The sequence below is a fragment of the Pseudoalteromonas sp. MM1 genome, assembly GCF_030296835.1.
GTDB lineage: Bacteria > Pseudomonadota > Gammaproteobacteria > Enterobacterales > Alteromonadaceae > Pseudoalteromonas.
Genome location: NZ_AP027922.1, coordinates 2818195 through 2832407, shown reverse-complemented (window position 1 = coordinate 2832407; position 14213 = coordinate 2818195). Strand labels below are relative to the sequence as shown.

Genomic DNA, 14213 nt, shown 5'->3' with positions numbered 1-14213 from the left:
GTAAGATACATGATGAAATATGCAATTGGGTGGTAAGGCGCGGATCTCCTAGACGCAAAATTGTATCATAATTGCTGCCAATGTTATTGATTTGTTTATGTTTGGCGCTGCGCAAAACTATAGCCAGTTAAAAAATAAAGATTGGTTGTTTTACAGCCGCCTTTGTTTTGCAAATTACAAAAATCAGCAAGTATGAAAAACTAATACCTGCATAATTCGTGGTTATAATCACGACATAGTACAATTTAAAGTGAATAAAAATAGCAAATTAGCATGCTAATTCATCGTTTTGTATGTTTTAAAAGCAGTTGAACTAAAAAGTTAATTTTTTACTTTACCTTTTCTAAAAGGTCTCTATAATTCGTCGACATTGCAGGGGCGTAGTTCCAATTGGTAGAACAGCGGTCTCCAAAACCGACGGTTGGGAGTTCGAATCTCTCCGCCCCTGCCATTTCTTCTTTACATCGTTTTTGTTACTTCATATATTGTTCTAGTGTTTAATCTACTGAGTTGTTATGCATCCACGTTACGCAGCTATTTTTGGTATAGAAAACCTTGAACTAAATCAGCACTATCGTCCTAAAAATACTGAGACTACTTTAGCTGTCTCACAAAGTACTTCCGTTGAGCCTTTAGCGCTGAGCAAGCAGTTATTAAGTGATATACGCTTAAGTGCACCTTCTTTAACAATTAATCATGTTTTAAAAGGGGCAGACATACAGTTAACTGACGATAAGCTTACACTACCAACCTCACAGCTCAGTGCTTCTGATAAGCGCGCTTTATGGGCTTTAATGAGCACACGCCTTGATAAATTTTAAACCTGTAAACGAAAGTGCAATAGCACAATTAATGGCTATAGAAACTGCCTGCCACTCTCATCCTTGGACTCTTAAAACAATGAGCTCTTGCATGGGCGGCCGTTACTTTAATTTAGCCGCGTTTGATGAAAACACGTTGGTGGGTTTTTATATAGGTGAAAAGGCAGGACCTGACTTTACCCTTATGGATATATGCGTAACGCCCAGTGAGCAAGGTAAAGGCATTGCAAGGCAGTTGCTTAGCCAGTTTATTGAGTATGGCGAGCAGCAAAATGCTGAAAATCTTTTTTTAGAAGTACGAGAATCAAACGCGCGTGCAATAAAGCTGTACGAACACGCTGGCTTTACGCAAATGTCGGTGCGTAAAAACTATTACCCAAGCGACAATGAAACTAAAAATGGGTTTGAAGATGCCATACTTATGGGCATGGCACTTAATTTAGGGTTTTTGTAAGCTTTAAGCTGTCAGTTTACTTTTAGCAATAGTTTGCTCTATTGCATTGATTAAATTAATGATCAAAGTAGGGCGTTGTGTTTGATCGTTACTGAGTAAGTTCTCTTCTAATAAAGCGGCACTGTGGTAAATATCGTCAAAATTGAAGCACCCCGCGCTGCCTTTTAGGCTATGAGCTACGCTTCGAAGCGCTTCTGCATCGTTACTGGCTTTTAAGCTGTTTACCTTTTGTAGGTAACTTGGCAGATTAGCCACATAGTTATCGTTAATTTGCTGAAATTTTTCACTTTTTAGTAAGCTATCCCACTTATTCTGATTATCTTTTTCAAGATTTAAGTAACTGACAAGTACGTTTTCAAGCGCGTCTTTATCAATGGGTTTTGCCAGTGCTTTATCACAACCGGCCTCTATATAGGTGTCTATATCGTGGTTCATTACATTAGCGGTAAGCGCAATAATAGGCCCATCGTAGGCTGCATGGCGTAGCATTTTAGTTGCCTCAAGGCCGCCCATTACTGGCATTTGCATATCCATAATAATGAGCTGGTAGTCGTTAACTAATGCCATTTCTACTGCTTGTGCACCATTATTAGCCATATCAGGCTCTAGGCCCCAGGTTTGTAAAAGCAATTTTATAAGTAGCTGGTTATCTGGGTTATCTTCGGCAACAAGTATGTTGGCATCAAAACTAGAAGTGGCAAACGATAAGAAAGGGTCTTTTTCTGGAATAAGCTGTGTTTGCTCAGTTAAAAGTTCTAGTGACTGTTTAGGCTCGTTAATATGGCAATCAACGGTAATAGCAAAGCGACTGCCTATGCCAATTTCGCTTTTTAAAGTAACATCGCCACCCAATAACTGCGCTAAGTTTTTAGAAATACATAAGCCTAACCCTGTGCCCCCAAAGCGGCGCGTGGTGGTGGCATCGGCTTGTTCAAAAGGTTTAAATATACGCTCTATTTGGTGCTCAGACATACCAATCCCGGTGTCTTTAACAACAAATTCAAGCTGCTGCTTACTTTGCAAATAATGTACACAAATAGACACCTGGCCTTGCTCGGTAAATTTGACAGCATTGCTGGCTATGTTTATCAAAATTTGTTTTAAGCGCGTCATATCACTATAAATAGTGCGCGGTAATGGCAGCTCGTAATGAATGCTAAACGCGAGTTGTTTTTCGTGCGCTAGCGGTTCAATAATTGATTCTATATCGTGAACCAGCTGCACTACATTAAGGGGGGCTTGCTCTACAGCGAGCTTTTCTGCCTCTATTTTAGATAAATCGAGTATGTTGTTTATTAGCTCTAATAAGTGTTTAGAGTTTCGTAAAATGGTATTTAAATGCTGTTTGTCATTAACCACTTTATCGTTAATTAGTAACTGCTCGGTAAAGCCCATAATGGCAGTAAGTGGGGTGCGAATCTCGTGACTCATATTTGCTAAAAAACGGCTTTTAAGCTGGTTGGCTTGCTCTGCTTGAGCTATGGCAAGTTCAAGCTGGCTGTTCATCGCTTCGAGCGCTTTAGTACGGCTTTCGACTTTGTCTTCTAGGTGATGTTTATATTCTTCTAGCTGCTCTTGGTAATGTCTAATTTGGTTAATCATGTGGTTAAAATCGTTAAACAACACCCCAACTTCATCATTGGTATGAGCAGGTAAATTTACCGATAAATCACCATCGCCTACGCGGTGGCTAGCGGCCCCTAAAAGCTCAATGGGGTTTAGCAGTAAATTACGCACAACCACAAAAATAAGAATAGGCAGGGTGATCACCGAAATAATCACAATTAAGCCTGTAATTAAGCTAATTGCCTTACCTGATTGATAAAGCACGCCTTTTGGAATAGTTGAAACAAAGTAATAGCCACCACTCATTTGCACGGCAAATATCATTCTTTCTATTTTGTCTATGCTCGAAAGCTCAATAGTCGAAAGGGTGCCTACATCTGCCAAGTTGTGAACCTGATCAAGCTCGTACTCGGTAATATATTGCCCGCGTAAGCTGTAGTCTGAGCTGAATAAAATTTGCCCATCGTTAGTCAGTAGTAAATTAAGGGTGTTGTTATAAGGGGCCTCTAAAATACTGGTGTTTAATATAGAGGGCTCAACTTGCAATACTATAAAGCCAAGTTGTTGTGGGCGTTTTAAATAGTAATCAACACTTTGTACGCGTTGTACAAAAAATAAGTTGGTGGTGCCGTCGCTGTTTTGCACCATAAATTGTTGCTGGCGCAAATTACTTTGCAGTACTTGCTTAAAAAAGGGGTATGACTGCGGTGCGGTTGTTAAGTTATTAGAATAATACGCGTCACTTTTACCACTGGCCGACACTAAATTAATACTAATGATATCTGGGTAGGCTTCACTGTAACTGGCAAAAACATCCATGAGTGCCCCTAAGCGGCGGGTATAGCTGCCATCAGCATGAATGTCGTTAGATAAAAAGTCGTTTAAAACAGGCGAGGTAGACAGTAGTTTTGCTGTTGAATGGAACGAGTCTATGTAGTTGAAAACCTTTTGCTGTTGCTGCTCAACAAAGCGACTCATTATAAGATCAGCCTGCTTTTGTGTTGAGTTAGTTACGTTAGTTAATGTAAAACCACCTAAAAACAACAAAGGCAATATAACAAGCGGAGTTATATACCATAATAATCGAATGCTTAACTTACTGGTTTTCATGACCAAACTACTTATCCTCCGTGCAATCTATCAATGATATGCGTTACAGATTTAATTCTCAAGAAGCAGAGGCCGATTAGCGTTAATTTAGGGTGAAAATATGACATTTAAATCTATGGGGTGTTAATAAGCTATTGCTAAGGAGGCTTTTATATTCTTGACACTTTAAGTTACCTGTAAAGGTTTAAAAGTTACCCTATTTATGTACTTGAAGTGAAAACATCATTATTAAAACCTAATGTATCTACCAATTAAATTAGAGTTAGCTGGCCCCCTAAAATAGTAAATAGACAGAGCCAAGATATTTTTAAGTTAGATAGCACACTTTTATACCGACTCCTGTTACAATTGCCACTATTAAAAAATTAGCTATATGGCGTTAATTGTTGTCAATTTATTCACACTAAATTGCTCAAGGCCCAGTTAATAACGATCAACTTAACGGGTTGCCTTGCATACACTTAATGTTATGCATGTAACTTGGCATCAAACTAAAAGAACTTATTAATGGCAGACCAGAATATTATCAACGAAATTAGCAAGCGAAGGACTTTTGCAATTATATCGCACCCGGATGCTGGTAAAACAACCATCACCGAAAAAGTACTTTTGTTCGGACAAGCGATTCAAAAAGCCGGTACTGTAAAAGGCCGTGGCTCTAATCAGCATGCGAAGTCTGATTGGATGGAAATGGAAAAAGAGCGTGGTATATCGGTTACTACTTCTGTAATGCAGTTTCCATATAACAATGCGCTAGTTAATTTACTTGATACCCCTGGACACGAAGACTTCTCAGAAGATACTTACCGTACATTGACCGCGGTAGACTCGTGTTTAATGGTTATTGATGCCGCAAAAGGTGTAGAAGACCGTACCCGTAAACTAATGGAAGTTACGCGCCTACGAACCACGCCAATTGTTACCTTTATGAATAAGTGTGACCGTGATATTCGTGACCCAATGGAGCTACTTGATGAAGTAGAAACAGAGCTAAATATTGCTTGTGCGCCTATTACGTGGCCAATTGGTTGTGGTAAAGAGTTTAAAGGTGTTTACCACATTCATAATGACGAGGCGGTTTTATATAAAACAGGACAAGGTCATACTATTCAAGAAGTACGTACAGTTAAAGGCCTTGACAACCCAGAGCTTGATACTGCCATTGGTGAAGAGCTCGCTGAACAATTACGTGAAGAACTAGAGCTAGTAATAGGTGCCTCTAACGAGTTTGATCTTGAGCTGTTTTTAGCGGGTGAGCTTTCGCCCGTGTACTTTGGTACAGCCCTTGGTAACTTTGGTGTAGACCATGTGCTTGATGGTTTAACGCAGTGGGCACCAACGCCATTGCCACGCGAAACAGATGATCGCCAAGTTGTTGCAACAGAAGAAAACTTTACTGGTTTTGTGTTTAAAATTCAGGCCAATATGGACCCTAAACACCGTGACCGTATTGCCTTTATGCGTATTGTATCGGGTAAATACAGCCAAGGCATGAAAATGAACCATGTGCGTATTGGTAAACAAATAAGTATTTCTGATGCGGTAACCTTTATGGCAGGCGATCGTGAGCGCGCAGCAGATGCATTCGCGGGCGACATTATTGGTTTACACAACCACGGCACGATTCAAATTGGTGATACCTTTACGCAAGGCGAAAAGCTAAAATTTAGTGGTATTCCTAACTTTGCCCCTGAGCTATTTCGTCGTATTCGATTAAAAGATCCGCTTAAACAAAAGCAGTTATTAAAGGGCTTAGTACAGCTATCTGAAGAGGGCGCAGTTCAGGTATTTAGACCACTTATTAATAACGATTTGATTGTGGGCGCGGTAGGTGTGCTTCAGTTTGACGTAGTGGTAGCGCGTTTAAAAGCAGAGTACAACGTAGATGCTATTTATGAAGGCGTAAACGTAAATACTGCGCGTTGGGTACACTGTGATGATGTTAAAAAGTTTGAAGAGTTTAAACGCAAGTGCGAAAGCAACCTAGCACTCGATGGTGGCGATAACTTAACTTACATAGCGCCGAGCCGTGTAAACCTTAATCTATCGGTAGAGCGTTACCCAGACGTAACATTTAGCCATACGCGCGAAAACTAGAATTGACTGACTAAAGTTAACTGAAAGCCTGCTTTAGCGGGCTTACAAAGGTAAATAATATAATGAACATTCGTACTATCTTAGTAGAAAAAGCCATTGCCGCCATGACTGCAGCAGGCTTACCTGAAGACACAAACCCAGCAGTTACACAAAGCACACGTCCACAATTTGGTGATTACCAAATTAATGGTGCAATGGGCGCCGCTAAAAAAATGAAAAGCAACCCACGCGAGCTTGCACAAAAAATTATTGATAACCTAGATGTAACCGAGATTGCTGAAAAAACAGAAATTGCCGGCCCAGGTTTTATTAATATTCATTTAAAGCCTGAGTTTTTGGCCAACAGTGTAAAAGCAGCAAACAGCGATGCAAAACTGGCTGTAAACGAGCACGCTGAACCGCAAACTGTTGTGGTAGATTACTCATCGCCTAACCTTGCAAAAGAAATGCACGTAGGCCATTTGCGTTCAACCATTATTGGTGATGCCATTGTACGTGCGCTTGAATTTAGAGGCGATAAAGTCATTCGTCAAAACCACATGGGCGATTGGGGCACACAGTTTGGTATGCTAATTGCGCATTTAGAAGATCAAATTAGCCAAGGCGTAGACTTAGAGTCGGTAGCGCTTGCTGATTTAGAAACGTTTTACCGCGATGCTAAAAAACGTTTTGACGATGAAGAAGGCTTTGCCGATAAAGCCCGTGATTACGTTGTTAAACTACAAGGCGGCGACGCGCACTGTGAAAAACTATGGAAATTATTTATAGCAACCTCTGTTAAGCACTCTGAAGAGGTTTACAAACGTCTAAATGTAACGCTTACTCAAGACGATATTATGGCTGAAAGTGCTTACAACAGTGAGCTTAACGATATTATTAGCCTATTAAAAGATAAAAACATAGCTGTGGAGTCGCAAGGCGCACAAGTGGTGTTTTTAGATGAACTTGCCAATAAAGATGGCGAGCCATCGGCGTTTATCGTGCAAAAATCTGGCGGCGGCTTTTTATATGCAACCACCGATTTAGCCGCGTGTAACTATCGCTCAAATACCTTAGGCGCTGAGCGTATTTTAATATTTGTTGATGCACGCCAAAGCCTTCACTTTAACCAAGTAGAGCTTACCGCACGTAAAGCAGGCCTTTTACGCGATGAAACAAGCTATGAGTTTTGCCCATTTGGCACCATGATGGGCGCCGATGGTAAACCATTTAAAACCCGTACCGGTGGCACTGTTAAACTTGCTGATTTACTTGAAGAGTCGATTAGCCGTGCAGCAGCAAAATTAGCAGAGCGTGAATCAGACTTATCTGAGCATGAGCGCAGTGAAATTGCGCGTAAAGTAGGTATTGGCGCCGTTAAATATGCTGATCTGTCTAAGCATCGTACCAGCGATTACATATTCAACTGGGACACCATGTTAAGCTTTGAAGGCGCTACAGCACCTTACCTACAATATGCTTATACGCGTGTGCGTAGTATTTTCCGTAAATCAGGTGTAGATGCCGCTACGCTAAATGCTGATGTAGCTATTACAGAGCCACAAGAAAAAGCGCTAGCGCTTAAACTGCTACAGCTTGAAGAAGTGCTTGATTTAATGATCTCTGAGGCTACCCCACACGTATTATGTAGCTACTTATACGAACTAGCTAGCTTATACATGACATTCTACGAAGCCTGCCCAGTACTTAAAGAAGGCGTAGAGCCAAGCGTGCGTGACAGCCGTTTAGTGTTGTGTAATTTAGTGGCAGATACGCTGAAAACTGGATTGGACTTACTTGGCATTGAAGTCATGGAGCAAATGTAATCACCGTCGTATTTTAACCTAATACTGCGTTATCTAATCTGACTTACCCTAATCACATACAAACCGTATGCTCATAGGGATAAGCCGGATTAGACGCCTTGTCTTAGGCTAAACTACTTAGGTGAACGTCTGCTGCGTGTAGTTCGCTTTGACTGCGTTGTCGTGCTTTTTTAGCCTAAGTCACATACTTATTGTATGCTCCTTGGCATAAATAGTTCTACCGCCTTGCTAGCACTTCTACACTTGCAGATAATGTTAGGTGTTTATACTTGACGTCTCCTATAGGTGCATCAATTTTGTAGCTGATAGCTGATAGCTGATAGCTGATAGCTGATAGCTGATAGCTGATAGCTGATAGCTCTTTAGAAGGATTTGTTTATGAAACTCGAAGATATCCGCCGTGAATACCTGCAAGACGCGCTAAGCGAAGATAACTTGCAAGATGATCCATTCAAACAATTTGAAACGTGGCTTGAGCATGCTGTGGGCAGTAATATTCCAGACCCAACGGCGATGGTTGTAGCAACAGTTGATGAAACAGGGCAACCTTCACAGCGTATTGTGCTGTTAAAGCATTTAGATGATAACGGGTTTGTATTTTTTACTAATACCGGCTCTCGTAAAGCACAAGAGCTAAAAGGTAATAATAAAATATCGTTGCATTTTCCGTGGCACCATATGGAGCGCCAAGTGATTGTGTACGGCGAGGCTAAGCCACTACCTACAGCAGCAGTGGCTAAATATTTCCTATCGCGTCCTAAAGAAAGCCAATTAGCGGCCTGGGCTTCAGCGCAAAGCAGGCCCGTGTCGTCGCGAAAAGTACTTATGGAAACCTTTGCCAATATGAAGAGTAAATTTGCCAATGGTGAAATCCCATTGCCTGACTTTTGGGGCGGCTATTGCGTAGTACCTACAAAAATAGAGTTTTGGCAAGGTGGCGCACACCGTTTACATGACCGCTTTATGTACCAGCGCCAAGACGATAATAGCTGGCAAGTGACACGTTTAAACCCTTAAGAAGCTACGCTTGTGAAGTTTATAGACTCCCATTGCCATCTTGATTTTAATGAGTTTGACGCAGAGCGTGAATCACTTATAAAAGAATGTGTGGCAAAGGGCGTTGAGCGCTTTATAGTGCCAGGCATTAGCTTGGCGCAATCTAAGCAGCTAATTGCGTTTAAAAGCGAATACCCACAAGTGCATATAGCTGCAGGGCTCCACCCTTACTTTTTAGATGATCATAAAGAACTTCACTTAGCGCAGCTTTTTGATTTTGCAAAAGCAAATATTAACCAGCTGGTGGCAATAGGTGAGTGTGGGCTCGATAGAAGTATTGAAAACCTTGCAAAACAAACGCGGTTATTTGAGCAGCAAATAACGATTGCTAATGAGCTAAATTTACCGCTTATTGTGCACCACAGGCAAAGCCATGACTTAATTGCGCAATCGTTCAAACGTTGTAAGCCAAAATATGGTGGGGTGATACATGCGTTTTCGGGATCACTCCAGCAAGCACACTATTACATTAAACAAGGTTTTAAATTAGGGGTAGGTGGGGTTATAACGTACGAGCGAGCAGCTAAAACCCGTAATGTCATTGCTCAAATTGAGCCACAACACTTAGTGCTCGAAACCGACTCGCCCTCAATGCCACTTAGCGGTCACCAAGGTGAAATTAATACGCCACTACACATTCCAAATGTGTTTAACGTAGTATGTAGTTTAAAACAATGTAGCGATAAAGAGGCGCTTGCTAAGCAGCTTTACGACTCTTGCTCTGAGGTTTTTTGCATATAACGGTTTACCTGCCAGCGCTTTAGTGCACGTCCTAGCTGCCAAGTAAAAATACACGCAATAACTAGCATTAACAAAACTTGCCTGCCTAAATCATGAAAATGATTGTGGCTGTCTGATATCGCCGCACGGGTTAAATAGGTAATAGAGACAAAACCAAGAGGCTTGTCTATATCACTTACAACAGGCTCGACAAACGGGGTTTTTAGTTTACTTATACCAGGGGTCGACTCTGGTAATTGGCCATATACATGATGCGACTGCCAATGATCACTGCTGGCTATAAGCACACCTTGCTGATCGTATATTGTGGCTGAAAGTACAAACTCGTCTTTACTTATATCGTTACACAACGCATTAAGTTGTGGTTTGTTTTTAGCAAGCAATGGCTCTTTAGCATTAAGTGCCATAAATCGGGCTAAGCTTTTGGCAGTATTATCGGCACTATTATAAAGTAGTTGGTGGCTTTCAAAGCTACTGTTAACACCTACAAAGCTCAGTAATACAAAACAGCCCGCAGCCAATAATAAGCGAATAATTCGCTTTCTTTGTGATGCAGATAAAGGGCTTTTTATATGGTTATTTTTCATAGTCACCGTATATGCTACTGACAGCATTTTGATTTGATGTTACAACTATACTAACTATAACCTTAAATCTACCTCAATGGCGAATTTAGCGTTATGAATCCCCTAATTGATACGCAAAATTAGAAAAATAAATAACAAACACGGAGAACCCATGTCGCAAATGAACATGGCACAGCCAGCTGCTGAGCAAGCATTACACTCTTTAACGCTAAACACATGGTTTGATTACAATGATGGGCATTTTATTCCCGCTCAAACACTACCAGATAAAACCGTTGGGATATTTAGTATTGCGTTTGCCGGTGATTTTGAACTAACGCATGTAACCAGTATTATCAAGTTTTTAAAAGAGCACGAACTTAATGTAACCGCTGTATGCCAGTATCAGCCTGACTTAGGCTTAGCACCAGCTTTGTGTTTTTATAGCCCTGAAGCTGAGACAAAAATTAATCCGCTTGCGCTAGGGGAGTTTGCAAGCACGCTTGATTTTCAGCTAGTACAAGTCATTACGCCGCCAAACTTATATAAACCAGGCTTATTGGTTATGGATATGGACTCCACCGCCATCACCATAGAGTGCATAGACGAAATTGCGCGTTTAGCTGATGTTTATGACGATGTGGCCTCTGTGACCGCACTCGCAATGGCGGGCAAACTAGATTTTAGCGAAAGTTTAAATCAGCGTGTTGCAAAGTTAGCAGGTATAGAGCAAAGCTTAATAGACGGCTTAAAAAGTACTTTGCCATTAATGCCAGGTATTAAAGCGTTATGCCAAATATTAAAACAGCATCACTGGTATCTAGCCATCGCATCAGGCGGTTTTGTTCCTTTTGCAGAGCGTGTGCAACAGCTTATTAACTTAGATGAAGTACATGCTAATGTACTTGAATTTGCAAACGATAAGCTCACCGGTAAGGTCTCTGGTACTATTGTTGATGCGCAGCAAAAAGCGGTTATTTTAGAAACGCTGCAACAAAAGTTGGGCTTAGAAAATACGCAAACGGTAGCCATTGGCGATGGCGCAAACGATTTGCTAATGATGGAAAAAGCAGGGTTAGGTGTTGCTGTACATGGTAAGCCAAAGGTGGTGGAGCAGGCTCAAGCCGCTATATGTCAGGGTTCTTTATTGCAATTGCTGTATATGTTGGCAATTCCTTTAAAAAAGTAACCTGAGAATATCCGCTAAAATAAGTTATACCAATTCGCATAATCAAGTGATCTATTTTGAGGATGGAAAAACGTGTTGATAGCAAGGCAAAAAATTCGCTATTTAGTTATTCTAAATGAGAATTTTTTAACGCAGATAGCGACACGTTTAGCCCCTAAAAATGATTAAGTATTATTGCGGATTGGTATTATACCAATCGTGTTTAGTTATTAGGCATTTATAGTGCCTTTAACGCTATATTTAGCACGCTAAAGAGGTTAAGTTTCTAAGTCGATTGGTATTAAGCCGCTTAGCGCAAGCGGTTTAACCACAGCAGTTTTCTACGGCCCATTTGAGCGACCTGCTTTTGATCTAACTCTAAATGGCTAAGCGCTTCGTCGGTTATATCTACAATATCACCTACTCCAGATACTGCCCATAGTGCTTCTTCTATGTCTTTTGCTTTGTGCATTGCGTATTGGCTTACATATTTAAGCTCGTTTGATAGATAGTCTGTATCTGGGCGACCCGTTCGCGATAAGTACAAGCGCATAACAAATACCAGCTCAGATTTAACGCCTGCGCTAATTTGCTCACTAAAGCTTGAATAGTTTTCGCCTAGAACGCATTGGCTTGTAACGGCCTTTTCAATACTCTCCTGTTTAGGGTCAAAGTTAATCACGAGAGTAAATGGTAAAGGCGGATCTTGTCGACTTCGGTCTTTAATACTTGGGGTGATCACATCAATAATTTGTTGCTGCGTTAATATATGGCTTAAATCTGTTTTGTTATTTAATAAGCCAAAATTTTGTAAAATCACGTGGATAGGGCTGGCATATAAACCAAAACCTATGGCACCTGAAATAAAGTGGCTTGCTTCTTTATGTAAATAAAGCGGGAATTGGCAAACACTTTTTGTCACCATATTTCTAAGTGCAGTAGAAAGGCCTTCTATTTTAGGCGCCTCTTCAGATACTTTTAGTTTATCTTTATTACTTTCAATTAATTGGGTAAAAAAGTTAACCCCAGCATGCGGTAAGTCTGCCACTCTATTGGCTTTTAAATTAATGGTTGTTAAGGACTTACTAATTGCCATTACTTCGTATTTAAGCTCACTCAAATTATGCTTTTTAGTTATTTTTTGTAAATCGGGGAACGACAGTAAAACAATATCGCCTTTTTTAAAGCTAACCGGAACGGATGATTCTAGCTGTAAACCCATAACCGAAAAATCCCGAGAATGGGCCTGGTACTGCTTATCCTCAAAGGTAACTAAAGCGGGTGTTTTATATAAGTAACGTTTGTGAGAACGTAAGTTTACATACTCTAGTGCAACAATATCTAAATATGGCGGTTTGTTATGTTTAGCATGGCCAAAATGCTTAAGTTGGTTAACTATCGCTTTATCAAACGGTAATTTTTTATAATGCGCTTGTTCTTCGCTATTACCAATGGCGGTTAAAACCGCAATGTATTTCACATCTTTTATAAGGCCTGACACGCGGGGCGATGGCGGTTTATTTAGTTTTTCAATGTTTTTTCCCGCCGAATTAGGCAGTGATAACGGAATAAACGAGTCATCTGGGTGGCTTGGCATAACTTGTAGCTTAAAACATTGCCAGCTGTCTTTTTGACTGCCGAATCCTAAAAATAGATTTTTTAATTTGGGGTTGTTATTAAGCTCTGTGCGAGTGGCTGAGTAATAATAAATTTTTCCTGCAGATACATGTGTAAAGGTATATAGGTACTCTTCTTTTACGGCGGTTACTTGGCTAAGCATTTGACTAATACGTTGATTATTCAAAATGCTATATAAGCAGGGCACTTTTCTTTCATCAGTAAAATAGCGCTGAATAAAAATATTATTTTCAGTTGTCAGGCTCAAGCTTGGGACTATTTGCTCGCCTTTTTTGCTTAAAAATACGTATAAGGAGGTAACGCGCGGAATATAATATTGCTCATAACCCTTCGAGACAACAGCATCAAGGGTGTTATCTAAATTAACTTTATAGCGGCGTTTATTACCATGGATAAAGCTTTCTAAAAATTCGTCAAACTTCTCATTGTTTTCAATATAGGTACGTTTTAGGCGGATATGATTATATTCACGAGATATGTTTTCAACAGCGACCACTTCATATTGAATACCATTTTTAAGGCCTAGCTCAAAGTCTTGCTCAAGGCCGACTAAACGCATGGCAATAAGTTGCCCTTTTTTAATAACTTGGCGGGTAGAAAGCTTAATTTTACAGCCACTTAAAGAAATATCTGAAGTGCTAGCTGCAATGTTTTTCTTATCGTTGTACTCAATTTTAACTTTAATCGAGTAGTTCATTCGCTCCTCAGAGCGGCTTTCATAAGAGGCAAATTTTATTACGCTGGTAGTTAGAGTGTCGTTTTCAACTTGTGTATCACTTTGCTCTTGCGCTTGCTTTTGTAGTACGCGATGGTTGTTTTCGGTGTTCATTACCGCTTCGTATACCGCTAATGTATAGCCGCCGTGTTGTTTAAGGGCTGCTTCAAATACTTCTATGGCGGTGTCATCCATAAAGTGTTGTTTACCATTGTGCTCATATGGGCGCACTTGGCCAGTTACTAAGCCTCGTAAGTCAACAAAGCGGGCAACAGGCTGAGAAAGCCGCGACATTTCCATTTTCATCAAAAATTGCTCAGGCTTAGTTAAACCGGCCGTTTTAGATTTGAAAATTTGGTCGAACTTTGCGTTACCTAAATAGGTTTTTAGCTCATTTACGAGGTCTTCGTGTTTGAGCAGTATGTCGTCAGCCATTTATAAATCGTCACCGTCTAATTGAAAAGTTGGTATACTGT

The 14213-nt window shown here is 40.5% G+C and carries 10 protein-coding genes and 1 tRNA gene; 8 read left to right on the top strand and 3 right to left on the bottom strand.

Annotation, left to right across the window (positions count from 1 at the left end; translation table 11 throughout):
- Positions 1-374: 374 nt before the first annotated feature.
- The 3 genes from QUE46_RS12835 to rimI all read left to right on the top strand — a co-directional run bounded on the left by QUE46_RS12835 (position 375) and on the right by rimI (position 1275).
- Positions 375-451: transfer RNA gene (locus QUE46_RS12835), tRNA-Trp, on the top strand.
- 64 nt (positions 452-515) lie between these two features.
- Positions 516-821 carry a hypothetical protein gene (locus QUE46_RS12830; protein WP_286245080.1) on the top strand — a complete coding sequence of 102 codons (306 nt, stop codon included), beginning with the start codon at positions 516-518 and terminating at the stop codon, positions 819-821.
- On the top strand, positions 808-1275 hold the full coding sequence (gene rimI / locus QUE46_RS12825) for a ribosomal protein S18-alanine N-acetyltransferase (RefSeq protein WP_286245079.1): 468 nt from the start codon (positions 808-810) through the stop codon (positions 1273-1275). Before QUE46_RS12830 ends, rimI begins: the two co-directional genes overlap by 14 nt.
- A 3-nt stretch (positions 1276-1278) precedes the next feature.
- On the opposite strand, the gene QUE46_RS12820 is transcribed toward rimI, so the two are convergent.
- Entirely contained in the window at positions 1279-3951 is a 2673-nt protein-coding gene (locus tag QUE46_RS12820; protein WP_286245078.1) for an ATP-binding protein, read from the bottom strand.
- Between the two features lie 507 nt (positions 3952-4458).
- On the opposite strand from QUE46_RS12820, the gene prfC reads away from it, so the two are divergent.
- From prfC to QUE46_RS12800, 4 genes are all read left to right on the top strand, one after another.
- Complete coding sequence (prfC, locus tag QUE46_RS12815) at positions 4459-6048, top strand: peptide chain release factor 3 (protein ID WP_286245077.1); 1590 nt, start codon at positions 4459-4461, stop codon at positions 6046-6048.
- Between the two features lie 62 nt (positions 6049-6110).
- Positions 6111-7853, top strand: coding sequence for an arginine--tRNA ligase (argS, locus tag QUE46_RS12810; protein WP_286245076.1), 1743 nt, complete (start codon positions 6111-6113; stop codon positions 7851-7853).
- Positions 7854-8231: 378 nt separating this feature from the next.
- Entirely contained in the window at positions 8232-8870 is a 639-nt protein-coding gene (gene pdxH / locus QUE46_RS12805; protein ID WP_286245075.1) for a pyridoxamine 5'-phosphate oxidase, read from the top strand.
- A 12-nt stretch (positions 8871-8882) separates the two neighbouring features.
- Positions 8883-9650, top strand: coding sequence for a TatD family hydrolase (locus QUE46_RS12800; RefSeq protein WP_286245074.1), 768 nt, complete (start codon positions 8883-8885; stop codon positions 9648-9650).
- Here the strand turns inward: QUE46_RS12800 and QUE46_RS12795 are convergent.
- The gene (locus tag QUE46_RS12795; protein ID WP_286245073.1) at positions 9617-10237 is read right to left on the bottom strand and encodes an AhpA/YtjB family protein; all 621 of its coding nucleotides are present in this window, start codon (positions 10235-10237) and stop codon (positions 9617-9619) included. The genes QUE46_RS12800 and QUE46_RS12795 overlap by 34 nt on opposite strands.
- Positions 10238-10388: 151 nt before the next feature.
- Between QUE46_RS12795 and serB the strand changes: the two genes are divergently transcribed.
- Positions 10389-11405, top strand: coding sequence for a phosphoserine phosphatase SerB (gene serB, locus QUE46_RS12790; RefSeq protein WP_286245072.1), 1017 nt, complete (start codon positions 10389-10391; stop codon positions 11403-11405).
- A 289-nt stretch (positions 11406-11694) separates the two neighbouring features.
- Here serB and QUE46_RS12785 read toward each other — a convergent pair whose 3' ends face one another.
- On the bottom strand, positions 11695-14172 hold the full coding sequence (locus QUE46_RS12785) for a PilZ domain-containing protein (protein ID WP_286245071.1): 2478 nt from the start codon (positions 14170-14172) through the stop codon (positions 11695-11697).
- Positions 14173-14213: the final 41 nt, after the last annotated feature.